Here is a 24,048-nt window from a genome sequence, read left to right as displayed (position 1 = left end):
ACAACCCAGGTTACGACGCCCATGATTGCAGCTGCAATCAATGGTTTTACGTAGGTGTTTTTGAATTCGTTGCGGAAATTCAAGTGTTTGCGGATTGATAGATTATTTAGTATGCACATGCTTAAGGAAAACAAGATTCCCGCAAAGACAACAGCATAGATATTTGTCTTCGGGAAGACTGTGAGAATCAAAGCCAGGATGGCAAGATCCATTCCAAGGGAAATGGCAGCGTTGTGCAGGGCTTTTTTCTGCTGGCCGATGGACTGCAGGACGCTGTTGGTAATGGTGGACAGTGCCGAAAACACAACTGAGACTGCACCCCATCATCAACAGTTTGCCGGAAAGGCTCGAGCTTGACGGGAACAGAACTCCTGTGATCGGGAATGCCAGGACGCCAAGACCGACAGCTGCCGGGATGGAGATGAACATCGTCAGACGGATCGTCTCAAGAATCTTGTCGTTTGCCTCATCGAGATCACCGGTCGCATAACACGAGGATACCTCCGGCATCATCGCGGATGCGGATGCACTTGCCATAGCAAGCGGGACGTTGATCAGGGTAACATAATAGTTGGAAAACTCTCCATATGCGGCATTCAGTGCTTTCTGATTCTCTCCGTGCCATCCGAGGATGGTGAAGAACAGGTAATTGTCCAGGTAAGCGTTGCAGTTATAAATAAAGGTCGTAAAGATAACCGGTGTTACCATCAGAAAAAGAACCTGAAAAATTTCGCGGTAGGATTCTTCGCGGTGGCGCGTGTCCTTTGCCACTTTCCGCAGAATGGTTTTCCGATTTACGCCATAGACAATCAACATGAAGCAGAGGCCTGCCAGGACACCGGCTCCTGTTCCGAGGGTTCCGCCGGCGGCACCGAATTTGGCATGTTCGGTATCGTTTGTCGCGAACTGCTGGATGAAGAACCAGGCGGCGCCAATACTGAATGCGGCGTTGAATACCTGCTCGATGATCTGTGAAATTGAGGTCGGCATCATCGTGCTGTGGGCCTGGAAATAGCCACGCAGAACGCCGAGAACAGCCGAGAAAAAGATCGTCGGCGCCAATACACGCAGGGCGAGGAGTGCATTCTGCTGGTTATACGGCAGAAGGAATTTCCCGCCAAAGAATGCCACCAGTGCAGCAACTCCACCTACGATCACGGCGTAAAGAAGGGCACCGTGGAACACGCGATGTGCATTTCGGTACTCTTTTAATGCCAGACGTTCGGATACGATTTTTGACACTGCCATCGGAATACTATAGGAGGAGATCAGAAGCAGAATCGTATACAGATTACTCGCCGTACTGTAATAGCCAAGTCCCTCATTTCCAATCGTTTCGCCGAGCGGTGACCGGTATAAAAGACCGATCACACGTGAGATAATCGTTGCCGCCATTAAAATAGAAGTATTTCTCAATAATGTATTTTTCTTTTTACTCATGCTTTTGCTCCCGTATTACATTTTCGATCTGCCAGTCAATCGGCGCAAGACCGTTTTCTTCCAGATATTCGTTTGTTCTGGAAAACGGATGGCTGCCGAAAAATCCACGGTATGCAGAGAGCGGACTCGGATGAGCGGACATCAGCACCAGATGCTTTGGATTGTGGATCATCTCTTTTTTCCGCTGCGCCGGACGGCCCCAGAGGATGAATACCATCGGGCGGTCCTGCCCGGCGAGCACTTTGATTGCCGCGTCCGTGAACTGCTCCCAGCCGATTTCCTTGTGGGAATTTGCCTGATGCGCACGCACAGTCAGCACCGTGTTCAGCATCAGAACACCCTGCCGTGCCCATTTTTCGAGATAACCGTTGTTCGGGATGTAGCATCCCAGATCGTCTTCGAGTTCCTTGTAAATATTGACCAGAGACGGCGGAATGTCTACTTCCGGTTTTACGGAAAAGCAGAGTCCGTGCGCCTGTCCCGGCTCGTGGTACGGATCCTGGCCTAAGATGACCACTTTGACCTGCTCGAGCGGGGTAAAGTGGAACGCATTGAAAATATCATCAGCCGGCGGGTAAATAGTGCGGGTTTTGTACTCCGCTCCCACCGTCTGAAACAGTTTTTTATAATAATCTTTGGAGAATTCTCCTTTCAGGGCATTGGCCCAGCTTCCGCTAAGAGGCGGCATATCGTTTTCTCCCTTCCTTTTACAGGCGGACCGGCACATTGCGGCCTGCCAGATATTCTTTGACTTCACGAATTTCCAGTTCTTTGTAGTGGAACAGAGATGCGGCAAGTGCGGCATCGGCTTTTCCTTCGGTTAAAGCGTCATAGAAATGCTCCAGCGTTCCTGCGCCGCCGGATGCGATGACCGGAATGCCGACACTTTCTGCGATGGTTCTTGTCAGCTCAATATCATACCCTGCCTTTGTTCCGTCACAGTCCATGCTGGTGAGCAGGATTTCTCCGGCGCCAAGGCTTTCTGCTTTTTTTGCCCACGCAACGCATCGATGCGACATCAATGCGGCCGCCGTTTTTATAGATATTCCAGCCGCTTCCGTCCGCTCTTTTCTTTGCATCGATCGCAACGACCACGCACTGGCTGCCGAATTTCTGTGCCGCGTCGTGGATGAGCTGCGGATTGTTGATGGCAGAGGAGTTGATCGAGATTTTATCGGCTCCTTCGCGGAGCAGCATCTTGAAATCATCCACGGTACGGATTCCGCCGCCAACGGTGAATGGAATAAAAACGTTTGCTGCTACTTTGCGTACCATATCAACGACGGTTCCTCTCTGATCGGAGGAAGCAGTGATGTCAAGAAAAACAACTTCATCGGCTCCTGCCTTGTCGTACGCTTTTGCGATCTCCACCGGGTCACCGGCATCTTTTAAATCGACGAAATTAACGCCTTTTACGACTCTTCCGTTTTTTACATCCAGGCATGGGATAATTCGTTTTGTAAACATCCGTCAGTCCTCCTCTCCAATTTCCGCAAAATTTTTCAGAATGGCAAGCCCAAGATCTGAGCTCTTTTCCGGGTGGAACTGGCAGGCGAACAGATTTTCTTTTTCCACAGATGCATGGATGTGTGTACTGTACTCTGTCGTTGCTTTTACAATTTCCTCCTCTTCTGCTTTCAGATAGTAGGAGTGGACAAAGTAAACATACGATTCCTGCGGGATGCCTTTGAATAAGCGTCCACCGTTCTGCAGATGGATGGAATTCCAGCCCATGTGCGGAATCTTTAAGCCCTCTTTGTCCGGAATCCGGAGAATTTCTCCTTTTAACAGACCAAGGCCTGCAACGCCCGGGCTCTCTTCGCTGCGTTCAAACAGGATCTGAAGTCCGAGGCAGATTCCAAGAAACGGAGTCCCTTTTTCTACGATTTCATGAATAACCGGCACCAGATGATAGCGGTTCAGATTTTCCATCGCATCTCCAAAGCTGCCGACACCCGGCAGAACGACGTGATCTGCGCGTTTTAACACGTCTGGATCCCTGGTCAGTACAACCTCTTTTCCAAGGCTTTGAAAGGCTTTTTCCACGCTTTTTATATTTCCGGCATCATAATCGATCAGTGCAATCATAGGTGGGTCCTCCTCGTTTGTTATTTCAGTCCACGCCCCCTGTCATTGGGGGCATCTCTGCTGTTCTTTTGCAAACAGTACACTTCATTCTAACATACCGTTTTCTAAAATTCAAATTTTGAAAGTTATAAAATTATACAAAAATGCAGAAATTCTTAAGATTTCTTTTACTCCCGCTCCTTTCTTTCTTTTTATACTGGACAAATGGCGGGCATCACGCTACAATAAGAGCGTTGCACTAAGAAACGATAACATTTTGTAAAAAACGAGAGGTGTATATGATTACCAAATATCTGATTGTATTTTTGATTTCCATGGTTCCGCTCATCGAGCTGCGTGGTGCGATTCCGTACGCGGTAGCTTTCCATATTCCGACGCTTCCGGCCTATCTGATCGCCGTCATCGGAAATATGCTTCCGGTTCCGGTTATTTTCCTGTTCGCTCGAAAGGTTCTTGTCTGGGGATGTGATAAAAAGTATATCGGAAAGTTCTTCACCTGGTGTCTGGAAAAAGGCGAAAAAGGCGGGGAAAAACTGAAAGCAAAAGCCGGCCGCGGACTTCCGCTCGCCCTGCTGCTCTTCGTCGGCATCCCGCTCCCGGGAACCGGCGCATGGACCGGCACACTGGCCGCAAGTATCCTCGATATGGACTTTAAGACCAGCGTTCTCGCCATCATGGGCGGTGTTCTCCTTGCAAGCGTCATCATGCTGCTTGCAAGTTCCGGCGTATTCGGGGCAATTGGGGCGCTTTTGGCGTAAACGGCTCTGCTTCCGTTTCAATTCCATAAAATTTGGCTTACAGCCGCACAGATTTGTTTTTCCGATCTGTGCGGCTGTTTTTGTATAACTTTTTTCTAACAGAAATTTTCCCTGCTGTTTCCTGTTCACGTTTTTCCGGATCGAATTCTGTTTCTTTTCTTCCAGTATTTTCTTGTACTATTTTCATTTTTCCTCTTGAACATTCGTTCGATTTGTGTTACACTTCTTTTATCGAACAGTTGTTCTTTTTATAAAATACCTGTTATCTTATTGTTTTACTTTTATTCGTATTCATTTGGACATAGAAAGGAATTTTTCTGCCATGCAGTTATCATCACAAACACTTTCTCTCTCCGAGAAGCTGAATCTTCTCGCTGACGCGGCCAAATACGACGTTGCGTGCACTTCCAGCGGTGTGAACCGTGCCGGAAAACAGGGACATCTCGGCAATTCGGTCTCCTGCGGTATCTGCCACAGCTTTTCTTCCGACGGACGCTGTATCTCTCTGTTGAAAATTCTGCAGAGCAACGACTGTATCTACGACTGTAAATACTGCGTCAACCGCGCCGGGAATGACCGGCAGCGCGCCACGTTTACACCGGAGGAGGTCTGTACACTCGTCACGGAATTTTATCGCCGAAACTATATTGAGGGACTCTTTTTAAGTTCCGCCGTCTGCAAAAATCCTGCCCATACGATGGAGCTCATGTACCGCACTCTGCATCTTTTACGTAATCGTTACCGCTTTAACGGCTACATCCACGTCAAAGCTATCCCGGGCGCACCCGCCGAGCTGATCGAAAAGACCGGCTATCTCGCCGACCGCATGAGCGTCAATCTGGAACTCCCGACCGGAGAAGGGCTGCAGAAACTGGCCCCGCAGAAGACACAGAAAGCGATTTTAAAACCCATGCGCCAGATCCAGTCCGGTATTGTAGATTACCGGCTGACCGCAGGGAAAAGCGCTTTTTTAGAGCGTTCCTCGGGAAACCGCTATCTCTCCCACTCCATTTTCGATACACGAAAGCAGATTTCCGCCTCCGCTGCCGATCTGGGCTGGATCTCTTCCTCCTCCGCGCGGTCACTGCCGGAAAAGGAACGCTCTGCTCCCTTCGTTCCTGCCGGCCAGAGCACGCAGATGATCATCGGTGCGACAAAGGAAAACGATTACCAGCTTCTCTCCACCTCACAGCTTCTCTACCAGCAGTATGACCTGAAGCGCGTCTTTTACTCCGCCTACATTCCGGTCAACGAGGATTCCGCCCTGCCCTCACGTGAAACCAAGCCGCCGCTTCTTCGGGAACACCGCCTTTATCAGGCAGACTGGCTGCTCCGCTTCTACGGTTTTCAGGCGGATGAACTGCTCGATGAAGCCCACCCGAACTTTCATGCACAGCTCGACCCGAAATGCGACTGGGCGCTGCGCCATATGGAGCTGTTTCCGGTGGAGATCAACACGGCTGAGTATGCCGACCTTCTGCGCGTTCCCGGCATCGGGCCGAAATCGGCCATGCGGATTGTAAAGAGCCGCAGAAGCTCCCATCTTTCCTTTGAGCATCTGAAAAAGATCGGTGTGGTGCTGAAACGCGCCAAATATTTTATCACCTGCGAGGGAAAAATGATGTATCACATGCGGCTGGAACAGCAGTTTCTGACCCGGCAGCTCACGGGAGAGGAAGCCGCCTCCAACTGGGAGGTTTCCCATCCGGAACAGTATCAGCAGCTTTCTCTGTTTGATGCTGCCGTACCTGGGCATATATAATCCCGGGCGTTCTTCTCACGGAAAAGCCTTTTTGCTGTATCTGCGCTTTTTGCAGAAGGCTGTTGTCTGTATCAATTGATTTCAGAAAGGATTTTATTATGACTGTTTACACCTGCAGCCCGGATCTTGCGTCGATCCTGACCTGCATCTATGAAGCCTGGAATTCCCGTCTCGGCTACCGCAATGTACGGCTGATGACGGAACCAGTCGGCAATCTGGAGCTGTTCTGCGATTACTGCCATGTTGAGCCGGACACAGAAAAAGCCGCCAGCGTCACGCGATCCATTCAAAAGAAGATCGGCGCAGCAGCCTGGCGGCTCGTCTATCTCTGTGCAATGTCCGAGAGAAGCGACGCTCCCGACGTCATTTATCGTTTTCTGCTCTACGGCTTTTCCTATGGAAAGGATACCCTGCATATGCTGCAGGAACCGGCGGTATTCCACGCTTTTGAAGTTTCCCGTCAGGTCACAAATGAAGCGCATTCGTTCCGGGAATTTATCCGTTTTGCAAATATTTCCTCCGGTTTTCCGATCCTGGTCTCGCATATTTCCCCGAAAGCCAATGTGCTGACCCTGGTCGCTCCCCATTTTTCTGACCGGCTCCCCTCAGAAAACTGGATGATTCTCGATGATAACCGGCAGCTTGCTGTCGTGCATCCCGCTGACCGGCCCTTTTATCTGACCCGTCTTTCTCCGGATGAAATAGAACGCCTTTCCCTCACGGAATCCACTTCGGACCCTTACGAAGAACTCTGGAAAGGATTTTTCACCGCAATTGCCATCAAAGAGCGTTCCAATCCCGACTGTCAGCGTACGCATCTGCCGCTCCACTACCGGGATCATATGCCGGAATTTAAAAATCTTTAGAGTCTTAGAATTTTTCCAGCTGTTCCATGTTCAGCACAAACACAGTACAGCCTCCTGTCTGGGTATCAATCGGAACAGAGTAATTTCCGCCCGGGCAGAAGTTTCCGCTTTCCATCGGGGTGGCCGCATAGGTAACTGTTTTCCGAAGCCCTGCTTCCTGTTTTAAGATCGCAAGCACAGCGTCGAGCTTATGATCATCGGTTCCGATCAGCAGTGTTGTGTTCTTCTCCTTCAGGAAACCGCCGGTCGTGGCAAGCTCCGTCACAAAAAAGCCTTTTTTGTTCAACTCGGCAATGGTGTCTGCCTCGTCCTCTTTCCGTAATACAGCAACAATTAACTTCATACAAATTCCTCCTCGCATCCTCCGGTCAAACGGATTCTGATTTTTGAAAAGTCAGCTGCTTATGCCGTATGGCACATTGCATTTTTCTGTTTTCACAGTAAAAATAGCATAATGTCACGGAAAAAGAAAGTCTTTTTTTACTTTTTCACTTCAAATCCGTATGACACGGTTCCATTTTCGAATACCGCGTCCACTTCGTAGATGTAGCCGGCCTCGGCTCCCGGAATGCTCCAGCTCTCCGCATGCTCCACAGAAACGCTTTCTCCCTCCGGGTAACCATTGCCAAAGTTCTGCCCCCGGTCTTCGGCCGGCCATCTTTCTGCTGTGACAGAATCCGGCTCCTCCGAGAAGACAAGCTCCAGATCGGTTTTTCCTTCGTCATTTGCTGTATGCAGATCACTCAGTTCCGTCCATTCCAGAATGAACGCACTGTCCGCAACGACGTTCTGACCATTGCCGTCCTCATCAACATAAGACCAGGTATAACCTCCCTGTGTTGCCATAGCTGTCACCTGGGCATTTGGCTGTGTGTAGCACAGATTCAGAAACGGAATTTCCGATGGATCCTTTTCCGGCAGAATCTGGGAAAGTTCCTCATCGAATTTTTCTGCATCCGCCTCCGTACCGCCGCTGATTCTCATAATACGGCTGATACCCGGATATTGTCCCGGATAGGAGTTCAGCATAATACCGTCGCCCTCCACTTGAAGAAAATCTCCTTTTTTGATCTCGGACGGATCAATAGCATTTCCATTTTCATCGTAAAGTGTGTCGGACGGTGTATGTGTCACATAGATGTTTCCGTGTTCCAGATCTCCCAGGTACCATAACCCGGAATCTTCTGCAAGAAATACGGCTTTCTGTACTTCTTCTGCCCTATTGCTGTCCGCTGCAGTACTTGCTGTATCTGCATTCAGATTTCGGTCCCGTTCCGTTTTCATATAGATTCCGCCTCCAATCAGCACGGCGGCAACTACAACACCGGTCACTCCAAAAATAACTGCGTTTTCTTTTTTCATAAGCGTATTCTTCCTTTCCTGTTGTTTTCCCGTTTTTTTACACGACTTGTTTTATCTTTCTGCAAGACATGCAAGAAACGGTTCCCCGTACTTTTCAAATTTGCTCTCGCCGACACCAGAGACCGCCAGCATTTCCTCTTTGTTGGACGGTTTCTCCATCGCCATCTGGATCAGTGTTTTATCCGAGAAGATAATATACGGAGGCACTTTATGCTCCTTTGCAAGCTCCATCCGGAGTGCCCGCAGTTTTTCGAATACCGCGGCCTCCTCGTTGGAAAGATCCTTTGCCGCTGCCGAGGTTTTTGTCTTTGTCTTCTCTTTTGCGGCTTTCGGAATCCGTTTTTCTTCTTTTGCCATCTTCATCAGCATCGTGCCGTCCTCATCCAGCAGCTCCGCCGCTTTTGGCAACAGGCGCACAATGCTGTATGTGTCGGCCGTTACATAGAGATATTCCCGGACCTGCAGTTCATTTAAGATCTGCCGCAGCCGGTAGACCGGCTCTTTTGCCAGTTCCCCGTAATGGGAGTTTTCATCCATGCGGTACTGGCGGATTTTCGCGGTATTCGCACCGTGCAGGGTATCGAGAATCACCGTCGTGCCGTAGCGCTGACGGCATTCCCGCACACAGCCAAGGATTGCCTTTGCCGCCGCTGTCACATCCACCGTTTCAAATTCCGAGAGGCAGTTGGAACAGTTTCCACAGTAATTGGAACCGTATTCCCCGAAATACCGCAGGATATAATCTCTGAGGCACTCATGGGTGAAACAGTAAAACGTCATTTTCTTCAGCCGTTCCTCCTCCCGCTGACGGATCAGCGCTGTCGTCTCGGGATCCTCACTCTCCTGCGCCATGTGTTCGATAAAAAACTGGTTTGTGATCACATCCTGTCCCGCATACAGCAGAATACATTCCGCCGGAAGGCCATCCCGTCCCGCACGGCCGGCCTCCTGGTAATAGCTTTCCATATTTTTCGGCATATTATAATGGATGACGTACCGCACATTCGATTTATCGATTCCCATACCAAAAGCGTTTGTCGCTACCATGATCTGCTTCCGGTCATAAATAAAATCTTCCTGGTTTTCCTTCCGTTCCAGGTCAGAGAGACCCGCATGGTATCTTGTGACAGAATATCCTTTCTGCTCGAGTTTCTCACAGACCTCCTCCACATTTTTTCTGGTCAGACAGTAAATAATTCCGCAGTCCGCCTCGTGCTCTGCAAGGAATGATTCCACGGCTGCGAATTTATCTTTCGGCTGCTGTACCGTAAATTTCAGATTTTTCCGGTCAAAGCCTGTGACCAGACGTACCGGATCACGCAAAGACAGCAGTGCTTCGATATCATCCCGTACCTCTTTTGTTGCCGTTGCCGTAAAGGCACCGATCACCGGCCGTGCGGGAAGCTGCTCGACAAACTCTGTGATTTTCAGGTAGCTTGGGCGGAAATCCTGACCCCACTGGGAAATACAGTGTGCCTCATCAACACTAATCATCGAAATTTCCATCGACTGCACCGCGCACAAAAATTCCGGTGTCAGAAGGCGTTCCGGGGCGACATAAATAATCTTGTACCGGCCCTCCATGGCAAAGCCGAGTGCCTTCCGGTACTGCGCCGCACTTAAGGAGCTGTTCAGAAACGCAGCGTGAATCCCCGCCTGGTTCAGGGTCGATACCTGATCCTTCATCAGAGAAATCAACGGTGATACCACCAGGGTAATTCCTGGCAGCAGAAGCGCCGGAATCTGATAACACAGCGATTTTCCTGCTCCGGTCGGCATGATGCCGAGCACGTCCTGTCCGTTCAGAAGCGCATCCACCAGCATCTCCTGCCCCTCCCGGAAGGAATCGTAACCGAAGTACTTTTTTAAAACCTCATATTTTGTCATCTTGTTTTTCTCTGCCCTTTCCATCCACTCTACCTCCATTGTGACATAGATTGCAGGTAAAGTCAAACAGATGTGTGCCGCATGTTTTCTTTCATCCATACATATATTGTCTCAAAAAGTCCTGGAGGGGGATTTTATGCGTTCTCTTTCACCCCTTTCCCGCCGGATCCTGAAAAAAGCCGGTATCGCCGCCGCTTTTTTCTGCTCCGCTTTTCTTTTTGGCTCTGTTCTGTCCCACTTTACCTGCCGTGCGCTCCGAAAGGCAGCCCCAGTTTTTCTCTCTGCTGCGTCGGAGACACCTGTTTCTTCCGTTTCGATGCCCGTCCTCTCCTCTGCTGCCGAAAACTGGGGGCTCTCCTTCCCGGAAAAGGGAAGACTCCCGTCGCAATGCTACATCCGAAGAGCTTGCCGCCTACAACGCCTGGTTTGCCGCTTCACCGGAAGAAAACATCATCTATCTGACGTTTGACTGCGGCTATGAAAACGGCAACACCCCGGCGATCCTTGACGCACTCCAGAAGCATCAGGCACCCGCGGCTTTCTTTGTTGTCGGCAATTTTCTCTCCGACCAGCCGGATCTTGTCAAACGCATGGCGGCAGAAGGCCATATCGTCGGAAACCACACCTGGTCGCACCCGGATATGTCCAAAATTTCCACGCAGGAAGCCTTCTCCGAAGAGCTGAACCGTGTTTCCGCTCTTTACCAGGAAACCACCAGCCAGGAAATGGTGAAATTTTACCGGCCTCCGCAGGGAAAATACAGCACGCAGAACCTGCAGATGGCAAAAGATCTCGGCTATCAGACTTTTTTCTGGAGTCTTGCTATGTAGACTGGTACCAGGATCAGCAGCCGACCCACGAGGAGGCTTTCAAAAAGTTGACCGGACGCATTCATCCCGGCGCCATCGTCCTGCTTCATAATACCTCATCCACCAACGCGGAGATTCTCGATGAGCTGCTGACAAAGTGGGAAGAAATGGGCTATTCTTTTGGCTCTCTTAACCAGCTCACCGTGAAATCTGCCTGAATACGTTTTCTCATGTTCCTCCCCTGCCTCCGTTTTTCCTCTGTTCCGACTTTTTTATGCTGCTCTCAAACCTGACTGCCCCTTCTTTTACTGTTTTCCAGAGCCGCAGCACACAAATCAGATTCGGCACCGCCATGCAGGCATTGGCAAGCTCTGCAAAGTTCCAGACGATTTCTGCCATACAGACACATCCTGCTGATGCTGCAAAGCAGAAGAAAACACGGTAAACCATTCCGAAACTCTCCTTTTTCACCAGCCAGACAAACGCCTGCTCCCCCTGGTAGGCCCAGCCCGCCATCGTTGCAAACGCGAACAGCAGAATCCCGATCGTAACAAGATAACCTCCCGCCGGTCCGAACACACTTTCAAATGCCCGGATTACCATCGCCGCGCCATCCGCTTTTTCCGCTTCCGCTGCCCGCTCTGCCGCACCGGTCACTCCGACGGCAAGACCGGTCACAAGGCAGATTACCATGGTATCAACAAACACACCGGTCATACTGATATATCCCTGCCGCACCGGATCGTCCGTCTGCGCCGCAGCGGCACTGATTCCGCCTGCTCCCAGCCCCGCTTCATTGGAAAACACACCGCGGGAAATCCCATACCGCAGAGCCGGCGGCAGCAGGGCAATTCCGGCTCCCACTGCGCCTCCCGATGCCGCCCGGAAAGAAAACGCATTCTGCACCATCTCAGACAGCGTTCGAGGTAGCTCTCCACCATGCAGACAGATCACAATTCCTGCCCCGCCCAGATAAAAAAGTGCCATACCCGGTACCAATACCTCCGCCGCTTTTGCAATGGAACGCAGTCCGCCTGTCACAACGAGCAGCAGAAGAATCGTCAGTACCAGTGCGCTTTTTTCTCTTTCCACGCCAAAGGTATCCTGCATCGCCAGCGCAATCGAGTTCGCCTGCGTCATATTTCCCATTCCGAGCGATACCAGAACGGCACTCCCGGAAAAAAATACAGCCAGCACCTTTGCCAGTTTTTCCTCTGGAAAGGCTCTCGTCAGCGTTACCATCGGACCACCGCAGTAGGTCCCGTCTTTCTTTTGCATCCGGTACTTCACAGAAAGAAAGCTCTCCGAAAATTTCAGTGCAAGCCCGATCACCGCTGCCAGCATCATCCACACCAGTGCTCCCGGACCGCCAAGTGCCATCGCCGAGGCAACGCCCACGATATTGCCTGTCCCGATCTCTGCTGCCAGTTCCGTCATCAACGATGCGAACGGCGAAACACCTGCTTCTGTTGGTTCCCCGGTGCGCCTCGCTCTGCGGCCAAACGCTGTCCGAAGTGCAAAAACCAGACGGCGAACCGGCAGCGCACGAAGCTGGATCATCAGAAAAATGCCTGTCCCAAGCAGCAGAAAAAGAAGCGGCGGCCCCCAGGCGATTTCATTCGCCTTTTTTAGAAATGCATGGATTTTTTCCAGATTGTCTGCACTCATTTTCCTTCCCCGTACATCACAACGTTTTCTTTGCACTTTATGCAGAGCTGTGCAAAAAAAAGAACCCGACAGCGGCCTGCAGCCCCGTCCGGTTCTTTCTGTGTTCATCCTATTTTACTGTATTCTGCTTTCGCCCGTTCTCAGGATTCCTGCTCTTTTAAATCGTCCGCCACCAGAACGCCCGCTTTGAAGCCCATCAGCATCATCTCGAGCATTTCCGCATCGTAATTGCGGTATTTCAAGTAATAAAACAGGGAATCCAGATAGTTCAAGAAGCCCTTTTTCGTTTCCGGGCTTAAAATCACTCGTTTTCCGTCACCCATCAGATACTTTGCAATGCGGGAAAAGACAAATTTTTCATTCAGAAATGCCATCGCATCCGATGTCTCATCCTCCACCAGAATCTGGATCGGTTTTCTCCGCAGCAGCCAGTATGTCTCATAGGAGATTACTTTCAGCGAATTGATATGTTTCGCCTGGTGAAAATGTTTCAGGCGGGAAATATCCGTGAAATAGTCCAGCACCGCATGGCTTAACAGCGATTCACTGATCTGGATTTTCTCGCGAATGCCGAGACTTTTGGCAAATTCCTCGATCTCTTCATAAAAAACGGCATAACGGCTCTGAATCACTTCCTCAGAAAATTCTTCCAGGAGTCCGTCGTAGTTTGTATATATTTTTTCTATTGTATTCATTTTTCCTCCCCGGGCAGATTCAGAATTTCATAACAGAGTTTCGTCCGGACAAAGTCGGTATATTCGGTCATCTCGCGCTTTTCCATCGTTCCATAGCGGATCGGCGAAGTATTTCCCATCAGATGTTTTCGGATTTTTCCGGCTTTGACTGCCGCCATCATATTCTCCGCAGAGTCCTCTGCTGCATGAGAGAAGCCCATGCGGCCCGTGTTTCTTCCATCCATTTTTTATCCTTTCCCATGTCTAAAAAGCAGTTTTATTCTTTCAGTATGCTCCAGACGGCATCATCCATCGTATGAATTTCGTTCAGATCGCGTTTTTCCACCGCTGCCTTGACCTGCGGTTTTAATTCACGCTTGCGCACGATCGTTTCCTTGCTCTGGAACTTCTCATCCGGCACAACCTGGAGACGGCGGTAGAACGATCCCATCTCATCTCCCATGCCCGCCAGACGGTTCAGCAGCTCGGAAAACTCTGTCAGCATGGCGTTTCCCTTGCGCCGCGGATAAAGAATGCTGTGGTCAATCTCTCCCCAGCCCTCCTCGAACAGCGTCTTAATCTGAATTTCAATGTAGACGCCGCGGTAAACGACAATGTAATGCACCGCACGGTAATGTTTCCGGTCCAGAATGTTCTCCTCCGGAATCCAGTTCATATAGATGTCGGCGTAATCGCCAAGTCTTGTATGGACTTTCGGCGGCTCTGCCATATAGCCCGACGCATTTTTGTCGTAGTCACGGCCGTAATCACGGATGTATTTTTCCGGATCGTTTTTAAACCAGTGGGTAATATATTTATGGAAGTTTACCCAGTCCTCCCGATACAGCAAAAGTCCCCGGATTCCGATCAGGTCTGTCACATAACGCATATAGTTTGTCGCATCCATTTTCCGGTATTTTGCATAATTTTCCAGACGCTTGCGCACCAGCTTTTCCACCAGATGTTCGGTGTCCTTCAGGCGGCTGTGGTACGACTGCAGTCCGATCTCTTTTTCCTTGTCCTGCAGAAATTCTGCCACAAATTCTTTTCGGATCTTTTCCAGCGTCGGCCGGCGCCGTTCATAATCATCCGCAATTTCCAGCAGTTCTTCCCAGGAAATATCTGCTTCTTCAAATTCCTGCGGCAGAATTCCAAATTTCTGCAGAAACTCGTCCTTTGTCAGATACACGTAAATTCCTCGCTCTCTTTGTCAATTCAACGTACAGGTTTCTTTTTTTTCAGAACGCACCCCGGAGAAACCCGGCCCCGCTGCGTTCTGACGCACCGGAGAGATTATAGCACATTCATCCCCGCTTCACAAGTAAAATCTTTATTTAAGAATGCACATTTCCACTTTAATCTTTCTGCCAATTTCTTAAACTTTCCTTAAGCTGTCTTGATGTTTCACCTGCTCCATGGTAAGATAATCGTGACTTGGCAGAATTGTCTGCTGTTTACACTTACATTAAGAGGGAGGTCTTTTTATGTGGACACGAGAGCAACTGAAAACCCGCGGAAAAGCCGCATTTTTACGCAATTACTGGATCTGTGTGGTAGCAGCCCTGATTCTGACGCTGCTGGTCGGAAGCGGTACTTCCAATTCCGGAAATTCCAATAATGGAAATCAGCACAATACGTCCAGTATATCCGGATTTACCATTTCTTCCGATAACCTTAATGTTGCATCTTTTGCTGAAAGATTCACCCCGCTTGGTCCGGTTAAATTTGTTTTTTCTGTTTTCGGTGGTATTGTGCTTCTTATCATCGGACTTGCATTTATTCTCATCGACATTTTTATCCTGGCTCCCTTCGAAGTCGGAGGCGCAAGGTTTTTCATCGAAAACTCAATGGAAAAAGCGGGACTTGGCTATATGCTGTCTGGATTCCAGAATGGCACCTACGGAAAAACAGTCTGGACTCTGTTTTTGATGAAGCTTTACACTTTCCTCTGGTCGCTGCTTCTTATTATTCCTGGAATTGTAAAATCTTATGAATACCGTATGGTACCGTATCTTTTAGCCGACTGCCCGGATCTTTCCACAGAGGACGCATTTCGGATCAGCCGTGAAATGATGGATGGCGAAAAAATGAATGCCTTCATCCTGGATCTTTCCTTTATCGGATGGAAGATTCTCTCTTCCATCACCTGCGGTCTTGTCGGTCTCTTCTATGCGAATCCGTATGAGTACGCAACCGATGCCGAACTGTTTCTGGTTCTGAAACAGAATTACTTCTCTGGCCGCAGTTACAGCAATACGTATCAGACTTACTAAATGGGATCAAAAAATCAGGTGCTTCTCTTTTTGGGAAACACCTGATTTTTTATAATCTCTTACTTTTTCTGTATCTCGTTTAGATATAATCTTTCATTTCAAAATACCGCATCAGAATATCTGTGCAGTTCTCGATGCCAAGATCCGATGTATTCAGGATCATATGATAGTTATTCACATCTCCCCATGTTTTTCCGGTATTCTTGTAATAATACTCGGCACGCTGCTTATCGGTCTCTTCCAGCATCACCTCAGCAGCTTCTCTTGTCAGAGAAAACAACTTCATGATACGATTGATGCGATCCTCTTTGTCCGCGCAAACGTAAATATTAATGACGTTGCTCTTATTTTTCAGAAACTCCGAAGCGCACCGTCCAATAATAATACACGGCTGTTTTGCCAGTTCGCAGATCGCATCCGCCTCAGATTCAAAGGCATTTTCACGCATGCCGTGCTCTACATCGTCCTTATCATATACCGGGATATGCAGTCTCTCGGAAAGTTCTTTTGCAATAATACTCGCCCCTGTGCCAAACCGGCGGCTCATCGTAATAACTAAGTTCATTTGCCACTTCCTCCTTCGCACTTCTCATAACGCAAACAAACGCCTTATGACAAATCAAAAAATTTTTCTTTCGCTGTCTTTCATTATAACAAACCCCCACCGAAAACTCAAGGTTTTTCGACAGGGGTATTGGCGTGCTATGCGATTGTGATTTCTTCTATTTTCTTCTTTCCAAAATGGTTAAACAGCGCGATCACTCTTCCCGTGCAGACCATGGCTACAACAGTGCCGATTCCGATTCCCACCGGTCGTCCTGCACCGATCATTCCGATAGCAAGGGCAAGGACAAGAAGCCGGCTTCCCATCTGTTCAGGTACCGGGAGAACCCGGTCAAAGATGGTAATAAAGGCGCTGGTCAGGTAGCTGGCCGCAACCTGTAAGAGCTGGAACGGTGGAAATTTTCCTTTCAGCAGCACAATCCGTAATACGATAAAGATCAGATACGCCACAAAGACTGCCGTTCCTGTTTCATAGCCAAAAATCTGTGCCACAGCGTACGGAATGGAGATGATGGGCGACACGCCGAGGTTCGTCTTTGTTTTCAATGTGATGCCAAGTGCCAGCACAATAATTCCAACCAGATAAAGCGCAATACGCAGCATCTATTTCTTTTGCTTTTCCTGCATGATTTTTCTTCCTCTTCTATTCCTGTTCTTCTTCCAGTACACATCCTTCCGGCGCGTAAGTCTCAAACAGCCAGTCCTCGAGCGCATTCAGGTTATCGTCGGAATGCTCAACCTCGCGTGCGTAACGCCAGGAAAGCTCCTCAACGTCATGCATGGAAAGTGTTTTTCCGTTTTCCAGCCACCGCGCAAGCAGGATTTCCTGGATCCAGCGAACGGAGAAAAGGGCAAGTTCCATTTTGGAACAGACCATATCATCGTAGACGGCACCGCAGAAATAGGTGTAGACGAAGAACATCAGAAGCTGCTCGCCTATGTTTTCCCACTCGGCACGACGGCTGCTTTTCGCTCCAAAGGTGCGGTGGAATTCTTCACAGATAGCCTGGTAAGCAGATTCGCCATTCTGGTACAGCACTTTTTCTGTACCGTCAAGCACCTCATCCCATTCCGGGCGCAGGCGCTCGAGGCTTCGGAGAACAGCCAGTTCTTTTCTCTGACGTTCCCATACGTGGAATCCCGCAGCGTCCACACCTTTTTGGGCCAGACTTTCCGCCGCGCACTCGCTTAGGGTTCCCTCTTCCAAATGCTTCTCATATTTCCGAAGCAGATCATCAATATCGTATTCCCGCTGTTCTTCCATGCAGATCTGATACTGTTCGGCAAGCTGTTCCGCCGCCCTCATGCGCTCCTGCAGCGGCATCGTACGGTTCTGCAGAATTTTGAACAGAACATCTCTGGTATCTTCCAGCTGCGAGAACATCATGAAATCGAACTCTTCGAAATCATCCTCCTCGTCGGTCTCCTCCGCAAGGAAGCGCACCGGCTCCTGGCAGGACAGAATGATTCGCGCCGCCTCCGGGCAGGAAAGGGACAGGGAAAGCTCCCGCAGTCCCTCATATTCTTCCGTATGTCTCGGGTACAGACGGCACGTATCGCAAAGCGCATCCGGGCCCAGTGCCTTGTAGAGGTCACAGAGATTCTCATCATTCAAAAAAGCACAGCGGCGGTTCTTCTGATAGAAACACTCCTCTTCCCAGTCGATGGAATTGCGCAGACGTTTTCCAAACTCGCCCTGCTCCTTTCCGTACCGCTCCAGAGAATCCTCGTCGATCACAATCTGCCAGCCGGCGCAGCAGGTATCCGGACAATCTCCTGCTGTGCATGTAAACTGATCGTAAAAATGTGGTTTCAAATATCTCATGTTTTTTACTTTCCTTCTTTATATTTCTGTACGATCCACGCACCGGCCTCACCAACCGGCATACCGCTTTTTTCAGCAATGAGTGCGGCACTCTCGTACTCCGGGTAAACTTTTTCTATCTCTCCATGACGGCAGATCTTGACAGCGGCATCCCCGTATTCGGTCGTGATCGTTGCAAATTCGCGTTTCATCACGGTACGCTCCATCTGGCAGCGACGGATTCCGATCGTGGTTGTCTCCGTGAAAATAATATTCTCCAGTGTTTCCCGCTTTTCTTCCTCGCAGATCACATCCAGCTGATATGCCGGACGGTTTTTCTTCATATAGACCGGAATATAATGAACATCCCTTGCACCTGCCTGCAGCAGTTTTCCCATACAGTAGCCAAGCGTCTCACCGGTGCAGTCGTCGATATTGCATTCCAGCTTCCAGATCGTATCTTTTTCGTCATTTTCCTCGGTTTCCAGCATCATAGCCCGTAAAAGTGACGGCCGCTCATACGTCCGTTTTCCGGCTCCAAGACCTGTTTTCGTGCATTTAAATGAGGACGGAAGTTTCTCTTTTGTTCGGATAGCAGCAACAATAGCTGCACCGGTCGGTGTAACAAGCTCGCCCTTGATTCCGGTCGGAATAAGCGTCAGGCCGTGCGTCTGCACGATATTTAAAACGGCCGGTACCGGAACCGGGATCAGTCCATGCTGGCATCGGATAAAACCGCTTCCCTCGCAGAGCCCCGTCACAATCACCTCGTCCGGCGCCAGGTTGTCCAGGCAGACGGCGGCGGCAACAATATCTACGATGGAATCGACCGCTCCTACCTCGTGAAAATGCACCTGATCGAGCGGCACACCGTGCGCTTTTGCTTCTGCTTCTGCAAGAATCTGGAAAATCCGCTCTGCCAGAGCTCTCGCTCCCGGTGTCAGATCACCGCGGCGGATAATGGTAAGAATTTCCGGCAGGCCGCGGTGCTCATGATGGTGATGATGCTCTCCTGCGTGCGCATGGTCATGGCTGTATGCATGGTCATGTGTGTGTGTATGGTTATGATCGTGCGGATGCTCCTGATTGTGGTCATGGTCATGCGTGTGTTCCTGTTCATGTGCAGGATGCTCCTCTCCATGTCCATGCGCTTTCGCCATATCCCCATGCAGATACGCCATATCATGATCGTGGTTCTCATGCTCCGCATCCAGAATGACATTGAAGTCGCAGGCATCCAGCCCCGATTTTTTCACTCTCGTAACGGCAGTTTGTATCCCGGCAGCTGAAGGCTTTCCAGTGCCTTCTCCAGTACCTCCTGGTCTGCTCCCAGATCGAGCAGAGCTGCAACGGTCATATCCCCGCTGATTCCGCTCCCGCACTCCAGATATAAACTTTTACTCATCTTTATGCACTCCCATTCTGTTAATCTGTGTTGCAATATATCCGGCCCCATAACCGTTGTCGATGTTTACGACAGCAATTCCGTTCGCACAGGAATTAATCATCGTAAGCAGCGCCGAAAGACCGTTCATGCTGGCCCCGTAGCCCACAGAGGTCGGAACTGCGATGACCGGCTTATCCACCAGGCCGCCGAGCACGCTTGCCAGCGCTCCTTCCATACCGGCAACGGCTACAACGCAGTTGGCACTCTGAATCGTATCGAGGCGTGACAGCAGACGGTGGATACCACTCACGCCGACATCATAAATTCGCTCGACGTTTGCTCCGAAGTATTCTGCCGTCTGCGCCGCTTCCTCAGCAACGGAAATGTCTGCGGTTCCCGCCGTACAGACAGCAATTTTGCCGATTCGCTTTTTGTCTTTCTTCTCTATTTTTAAAATATGCGACAGCGGATCATAAACCACTTCCGGGAACTTTTCCCGGATCAGCTCATACTGGTGCTCACTGGCTCTCGTTCCGAAAACCTCGCCGTCCTGCTCATACAGGCGCGTAAAAATCTTCAGCAGATGTTCATCCGCCTTCCGCGCACAGAAAATCACCTCCGGAAACCCGCTTCGGATTTCACGATGCGTGTCAAGCTTCGCATATCCCATCTCCTCGAACGGCTCTTTTTTGAAATATTTTTCTGCCTCTTCGATGGAGATTTCGTTGTTTTTTACTTTTTCCAGTACCTCTCTTGCCTCCAAAACATTTCACCTCGTTTTCGTTTTTCAACTCTTTTCTTTCGTACCCACTACGGTACAACATAAAAAGAAAGCTGAAACCTCTGCTCTGCCAGAACCTTCTCTTTTCTGACACGGCAAATCTCCAGCTTTCTTTATTTTAAACTATGAAGTGCACTTTAAGTCAAGCAGATTCTATACACAAGTATACCGTTCTTTTCCGGTTCCCGCAATCCCTCTTTTAGAAGAACCCCTTTACCTTTTTTAACGTAAGAATCCCCGCTGATGCCGCCTCAAATGCCGCACCGCCGGGGATTCTGTAAGTTTAACTGTATTCCGCTGCTTTATTTCCCTGCTTCTCTTTTCTTATCCAGTTTTACATTGCGGAAGTACAGCACCATATCTACGGTGATCTCTGCAATGTTCAGGAAATAGAAAGCCCATGCAAGGAAAAAGATCCAGTCTTTGTCCGGGTTGTTCATATAGCTGATAAATTTGTTGGCAATACCGAAAATATATCCGATCCAGATGAACACCTCAAAGTAAAGGCTCTTTCCTTTTGCTGTTCTTGAAGTCCAGGATTTATAAATGGACAGCGGCCAGGACAGGCCAAAGCACAGGATCATCAGTGCTTCCAGTAAGTGGCTTATCATTTCTACAGTCATGTTTTTCTTCCTCTTTCATTTCTTTTTCTGCCGAAAGTCGCTTGCAAGTGTTAATGCCCTGATGTCTTTTCAGCTTGAGACCTGTCTGAAATAATCAGACGGGTCTATGGTCTCTCTTGTATTTCGTCGTTACAAATGTAACCTTTAGTCTTCTTTATGCGCTTCTAAATACTCTTTTCTTCCCATCTCATACAGGTTATTTCCCTCACAGTCGATGATAACGAAAAGTGGCATATCCTCTACTTCCAGACGACGAAGTGCCTCTGCACCGAGATCTTCGTATGCGATCAGCTCTGCTTTTTTGATGCATTTTGCAAGCAGTGCGCCGGCTCCGCCGATGGCTCCGAAGTATACGCCATGATATTTCTTCATGGCTTCTACAACTTCCGGAAGACGTGCGCCCTTACCGATCATTCCTCTTGCGCCTACGGACATCATGGTCGGAGCATACGCATCCATACGGCCGCTGGTGGTAGGACCTGCAGATCCGATGACCTGGCCTGGTTTTGCAGGGGTCGGTCCTACGTAGTAAATCGTAGCGTCTGTCGGATCAAACGGGATTTTTTCTCCTCTTGCGAGCGCTTCACACATTCTCTTATGTCCGGCGTCACGGGAAGTATAGATAGTTCCGGTCAGATATACGGTATCTCCGGCATGCAGTGTTTTTGCCAGTTCTTCTGTTAAAGGCAGCTGAATATGTTTTTCCATGATCAGATCACCTCCGTTTTATGACGGGTAACATGGCAGTTGATGTTGACTGCACACGGCATTCCCGCGATATGAGTCGGCATTGTCTCGATGTTGAGGCCGATGGCTGTGGTTTTTCCGCCGAAGCCCTGCGGTCCGATGCCGAGTTTGTTGACTTTCTCCAGCATTTCTTTTTCCAGATCTGCGTAGAACGGATCCGGGTTCTCGGAATCGATCGGGCGCATCAGTGCTTTTTTCGCAAGCAGTGCACATTTATCGAAGGTTCCACCGATACCAACGCCGACTACCATAGGCGGGCATGGGTTCGGGCCTGCTGTCTCAACAACTTCCAGGATGAAATCCTTGATTCCCTGAAGACCTGCGGACGGTTTGAACATACGGATCATACTCATATTTTCGCTTCCGAAGCCTTTCGGGCCTACGGTAACTTTGATCTGCTCGCCAGGAACGATCTCGGTGTAGAGCATAGCCGGTGTATTGTCGCCGGTGTTTCCTCTTCTGACCGGATCTTTGACAACGGATTTTCTTAAGTATCCTTTGTCATATCCTCTTCTGACACCTTCGTTGACTGCCTCTGCAAGATCCCCTCCTGCAATGTGCACATCCTGTCCGATTTCCAGGAAAACACATGCCATTCCGGTATCCTGGCAGATCGGCACGTTCTGTGCGTCTGCGATCTCATAGTTTTCTACGATTTTGTCCAGAACACCTTTTGCAATCTCGCCATCCTCGCAGGCACGGCAGCCTGTGATGGCACATTTTACGTCTTCCGGAAGATGGTAGTTTGCTTCGATACAAAGTTTCTCTACCACATCCGTAATGGTACTAGCCTGAATTTCACGCATGGGATTCTCCACCTTTCTTTCCTTGCTATTTTATCATACCGATCATCCAATGGATTTTCAGCACGGAAAGCGTGTCCAGGGACAGTATTTCTGCCCCGGGCCACGCTTTTTCGCGGTTACTGCATTTTACAGGTGTCTCTTTCCTGCATAATCCGGCAGAAGCTGCGGAGATACCATACCGGTGTCAATGCCTGCCTCTTTTAAGGTCTCAGCATATTTCTCCACATGATCCAGATTCATCTTTCCAAGTGTTACGTCTTTTGCTTTTGCTGCTGCAGCTTTTCCTGCATCACGGCCAAATACGATAACATCCAGCAGAGAGTTACCCATCAGACGGTTTCTTCCGTGGATTCCTCCAACTGCCTCACCTGCTACGAGCAGGTTGCTTACGGTGTTGGTAAAGCCTTCGCCGTTGATTTCCAGTCCACCGTTCTGATAATGCAGCGTCGGGTAAACCAGGATCGGCTCTTTTCTCATATCGATGCCATACTGCATGAACATACGGAACATAGCCGGGATTCTCTTCTCAATGGTGCCTTCTCCGTGGATCAGCTCGATCATTGGAGTATCCAGCCATACAGCCTTGCCCTGTGGAGTCTCAACGCCCTCGTTGCGGTCGTCGGAGCACTCGCGGATGATGCTTGCTGCAGATACATCACGGGTTTCCAGCGGATGCATGAATGCTTCGCCGTCTACGTTTACGAGCATTGCGCCCAGAGAACGTACTTTCTCGGTTACCAGAGCACCGAAGATCTGAGCCGGGTAAGCAGCTCCGGTCGGATGGTACTGAATGGTATCCTGATACAGAAGCGGAGCGCCTGCACGGTATCCAAGGATCAGACCGTCAGCGGTTGCACCGTAATGGTTGGATGTCGGGAAGTTGTTGTAGTGAAGACGTCCCGCACCACCTGTTGCGATGATAACGGTTTTTGCCTTTGCTACCTGGTACTCGCCAGTCTCCATGTTCTGGAGAACAGCACCTGCAACCTGTCCCTTATCGTCTTTGATCAGCTCTACTGCGGAAGAGAACTCGATCACCGGAATACCGCGGTTGATGACTTCATCACGCAGTGTTCTCATGATCTCTGCTCCAGAGTAGTCACGGCATGCATGCATACGTTTTCTGGAAGTTCCGCCGCCGTGCGTAGTTACCATACGGCCATTCTCATCTTTATCAAACATAACGCCCAGGTTTTCCAGCCAGGAGATTGCATCCGGAGCTTCCATAACCAGTTTGCGGAGCAGTTCCGGTCTTGCAGCAAAGTGTCCGCCGCCGAACGCATCCAGATAATGCTGTGCCGGGGAATCGTTTTCTTTGTCCGCTGCCTGGATTCCACCTTCTGCCATCATGGTGTTTGCATCACCAATTCTCAGTTTGGTGGTAATCATAACGTTTGCGCCAGCCTCGTGAGCCTCGATAGCTGCAGAAGAACCTGCTCCACCGGCACCGATAACCAGTACATCTACGTCATAATCTACTTTGTCAAGGTCGATGTCAACACCGAGGATACGGCTGTTGGACTCCAGCAGATAGCCGAGCTCTGTCGGAACTTTCTCGCCTTTGTTCGGACCGACTTTCAGGGTGATGAAGCCTTCCTCTTTATAGTCCGGATGATATGCTGCAAGAAGGGCATCTTTCTCATCCGCTGTCATTCTTCTTGGCTCTGTTGCCATTCTCTGGGCTCTGGTAGCTTCTACCTTTTTAATAGAGTCCTGCATATTGGCCAGTGTATACATTCGAAATTCCCT

22 protein-coding genes and 3 pseudogenes are annotated in these 24,048 nt (G+C 49.6%); 5 read left to right on the top strand and 20 right to left on the bottom strand.

Features of this window, described 5'->3' with window-relative positions; genetic code table 11:
* Positions 1 to 102 precede the first annotated feature (102 nt).
* From DXA93_RS10810 to hisH, 4 genes and pseudogenes are all read right to left on the bottom strand, one after another.
* Positions 103 to 1,440 (bottom strand): polysaccharide biosynthesis protein, encoded by a 1,338-nt coding sequence (locus DXA93_RS10810; RefSeq protein ID WP_119208301.1) that lies wholly within the window; start codon positions 1,438 to 1,440, stop codon positions 103 to 105.
* Positions 1,433 to 2,128, bottom strand: a complete 696-nt coding sequence (locus DXA93_RS10805; protein WP_055265417.1) for a uracil-DNA glycosylase — start codon at positions 2,126 to 2,128, stop codon at positions 1,433 to 1,435. The genes DXA93_RS10810 and DXA93_RS10805 overlap by 8 nt, the downstream gene beginning before the upstream one ends.
* Before the next feature lie 19 nt (positions 2,129 to 2,147).
* Positions 2,148 to 2,907, bottom strand: a pseudogene (gene hisF / locus DXA93_RS10800) (imidazole glycerol phosphate synthase subunit HisF).
* A 3-nt stretch (positions 2,908 to 2,910) separates the two neighbouring features.
* A complete protein-coding gene (gene hisH, locus DXA93_RS10795; RefSeq protein WP_055265413.1) occupies positions 2,911 to 3,528 on the bottom strand; it encodes an imidazole glycerol phosphate synthase subunit HisH in 618 nt (205 codons plus the stop codon).
* 278 nt (positions 3,529 to 3,806) lie between these two features.
* On the opposite strand from hisH, the gene DXA93_RS10790 reads away from it, so the two are divergent.
* The 3 genes from DXA93_RS10790 to DXA93_RS10780 all read left to right on the top strand — a co-directional run bounded on the left by DXA93_RS10790 (position 3,807) and on the right by DXA93_RS10780 (position 6,914).
* Complete coding sequence (locus DXA93_RS10790) at positions 3,807 to 4,286, top strand: COG2426 family protein (RefSeq protein WP_055265411.1); 480 nt, start codon at positions 3,807 to 3,809, stop codon at positions 4,284 to 4,286.
* 322 nt (positions 4,287 to 4,608) lie between these two features.
* Complete coding sequence (locus DXA93_RS10785; protein ID WP_055265409.1) at positions 4,609 to 6,048, top strand: putative DNA modification/repair radical SAM protein; 1,440 nt, start codon at positions 4,609 to 4,611, stop codon at positions 6,046 to 6,048.
* Between the two features lie 98 nt (positions 6,049 to 6,146).
* Complete coding sequence (locus DXA93_RS10780; protein ID WP_118749949.1) at positions 6,147 to 6,914, top strand: TIGR03915 family putative DNA repair protein; 768 nt, start codon at positions 6,147 to 6,149, stop codon at positions 6,912 to 6,914.
* Positions 6,915 to 6,918: 4 nt separating this feature from the next.
* Here DXA93_RS10780 and DXA93_RS10775 read toward each other — a convergent pair whose 3' ends face one another.
* The 3 genes from DXA93_RS10775 to recQ all read right to left on the bottom strand — a co-directional run bounded on the left by DXA93_RS10775 (position 6,919) and on the right by recQ (position 10,163).
* Positions 6,919 to 7,257: a cyclic-di-AMP receptor gene (locus DXA93_RS10775; protein WP_055227503.1), complete on the bottom strand. Its 339-nt coding sequence runs from the start codon at positions 7,255 to 7,257 to the stop codon at positions 6,919 to 6,921.
* 137 nt (positions 7,258 to 7,394) lie between these two features.
* The gene (locus DXA93_RS10770; RefSeq protein WP_117509205.1) at positions 7,395 to 8,276 is read right to left on the bottom strand and encodes a hypothetical protein; all 882 of its coding nucleotides are present in this window, start codon (positions 8,274 to 8,276) and stop codon (positions 7,395 to 7,397) included.
* 51 nt (positions 8,277 to 8,327) lie between these two features.
* Positions 8,328 to 10,163, bottom strand: coding sequence for a DNA helicase RecQ (recQ, locus tag DXA93_RS10765; protein ID WP_118666492.1), 1,836 nt, complete (start codon positions 10,161 to 10,163; stop codon positions 8,328 to 8,330).
* A gap of 136 nt (positions 10,164 to 10,299) precedes the next feature.
* Here recQ and DXA93_RS10760 point away from each other — a divergent pair.
* Positions 10,300 to 11,190, top strand: a pseudogene (locus tag DXA93_RS10760) (polysaccharide deacetylase family protein).
* A 10-nt stretch (positions 11,191 to 11,200) separates the two neighbouring features.
* Here DXA93_RS10760 and DXA93_RS10755 read toward each other — a convergent pair.
* The 4 genes from DXA93_RS10755 to DXA93_RS10740 all read right to left on the bottom strand — a co-directional run bounded on the left by DXA93_RS10755 (position 11,201) and on the right by DXA93_RS10740 (position 14,503).
* Positions 11,201 to 12,640: an alanine/glycine:cation symporter family protein gene (locus tag DXA93_RS10755; protein WP_055227504.1), complete on the bottom strand. Its 1,440-nt coding sequence runs from the start codon at positions 12,638 to 12,640 to the stop codon at positions 11,201 to 11,203.
* A 140-nt stretch (positions 12,641 to 12,780) separates the two neighbouring features.
* Positions 12,781 to 13,335, bottom strand: coding sequence for a hypothetical protein (locus DXA93_RS10750; protein WP_022461914.1), 555 nt, complete (start codon positions 13,333 to 13,335; stop codon positions 12,781 to 12,783).
* Positions 13,332 to 13,559 (bottom strand): hypothetical protein, encoded by a 228-nt coding sequence (locus tag DXA93_RS10745; protein ID WP_055227506.1) that lies wholly within the window; start codon positions 13,557 to 13,559, stop codon positions 13,332 to 13,334. Before DXA93_RS10745 ends, DXA93_RS10750 begins: the two co-directional genes overlap by 4 nt.
* A 32-nt stretch (positions 13,560 to 13,591) precedes the next feature.
* Positions 13,592 to 14,503 (bottom strand): RelA/SpoT domain-containing protein, encoded by a 912-nt coding sequence (locus DXA93_RS10740; protein ID WP_243109210.1) that lies wholly within the window; start codon positions 14,501 to 14,503, stop codon positions 13,592 to 13,594.
* A 295-nt stretch (positions 14,504 to 14,798) separates the two neighbouring features.
* On the opposite strand from DXA93_RS10740, the gene DXA93_RS10735 reads away from it, so the two are divergent.
* Entirely contained in the window at positions 14,799 to 15,587 is a 789-nt protein-coding gene (locus tag DXA93_RS10735; RefSeq protein ID WP_055227508.1) for a DUF975 family protein, read from the top strand.
* Positions 15,588 to 15,666: 79 nt separating this feature from the next.
* On the opposite strand, the gene DXA93_RS10730 is transcribed toward DXA93_RS10735, so the two are convergent.
* From DXA93_RS10730 to DXA93_RS10690, 9 genes and pseudogenes are all read right to left on the bottom strand, one after another.
* Positions 15,667 to 16,152, bottom strand: a complete 486-nt coding sequence (locus DXA93_RS10730) for a cytidylate kinase-like family protein (RefSeq protein ID WP_119208297.1) — start codon at positions 16,150 to 16,152, stop codon at positions 15,667 to 15,669.
* A 137-nt stretch (positions 16,153 to 16,289) separates the two neighbouring features.
* Positions 16,290 to 16,754 (bottom strand): hypothetical protein, encoded by a 465-nt coding sequence (locus tag DXA93_RS10725; RefSeq protein WP_055227512.1) that lies wholly within the window; start codon positions 16,752 to 16,754, stop codon positions 16,290 to 16,292.
* Between the two features lie 40 nt (positions 16,755 to 16,794).
* Complete coding sequence (fliB, locus tag DXA93_RS10720) at positions 16,795 to 17,976, bottom strand: flagellin lysine-N-methylase (RefSeq protein ID WP_055227514.1); 1,182 nt, start codon at positions 17,974 to 17,976, stop codon at positions 16,795 to 16,797.
* A gap of 5 nt (positions 17,977 to 17,981) precedes the next feature.
* Positions 17,982 to 19,360: pseudogene (gene larC / locus DXA93_RS10715) on the bottom strand (nickel pincer cofactor biosynthesis protein LarC).
* Positions 19,353 to 20,105, bottom strand: a complete 753-nt coding sequence (gene larB / locus DXA93_RS10710; RefSeq protein WP_119208295.1) for a nickel pincer cofactor biosynthesis protein LarB — start codon at positions 20,103 to 20,105, stop codon at positions 19,353 to 19,355. Before larB ends, larC begins: the two are co-directional and overlap by 8 nt.
* 320 nt (positions 20,106 to 20,425) lie before the next feature.
* Complete coding sequence (locus tag DXA93_RS10705; protein ID WP_243109209.1) at positions 20,426 to 20,746, bottom strand: hypothetical protein; 321 nt, start codon at positions 20,744 to 20,746, stop codon at positions 20,426 to 20,428.
* A gap of 144 nt (positions 20,747 to 20,890) precedes the next feature.
* Positions 20,891 to 21,454 (bottom strand): Fe-S-containing hydro-lyase, encoded by a 564-nt coding sequence (locus DXA93_RS10700; RefSeq protein WP_118640236.1) that lies wholly within the window; start codon positions 21,452 to 21,454, stop codon positions 20,891 to 20,893.
* Between the two features lie 2 nt (positions 21,455 to 21,456).
* Positions 21,457 to 22,299: a fumarate hydratase gene (locus DXA93_RS10695; protein ID WP_022461177.1), complete on the bottom strand. Its 843-nt coding sequence runs from the start codon at positions 22,297 to 22,299 to the stop codon at positions 21,457 to 21,459.
* 126 nt (positions 22,300 to 22,425) lie between these two features.
* The gene (locus DXA93_RS10690; protein ID WP_055265391.1) at positions 22,426 to 24,036 is read right to left on the bottom strand and encodes an FAD-binding protein; all 1,611 of its coding nucleotides are present in this window, start codon (positions 24,034 to 24,036) and stop codon (positions 22,426 to 22,428) included.
* Between the last annotated feature and the right edge of the window lie 12 nt (positions 24,037 to 24,048).

This window comes from Blautia sp. OF09-25XD (assembly GCF_003482095.1).
GTDB classification, from domain to species: Bacteria; Bacillota; Clostridia; order Lachnospirales; family Lachnospiraceae; genus Fusicatenibacter; species Fusicatenibacter saccharivorans.
Note: the sequence above shows the minus strand (reverse complement) of the source record. Positions and strands in the feature narration are given on the sequence as shown.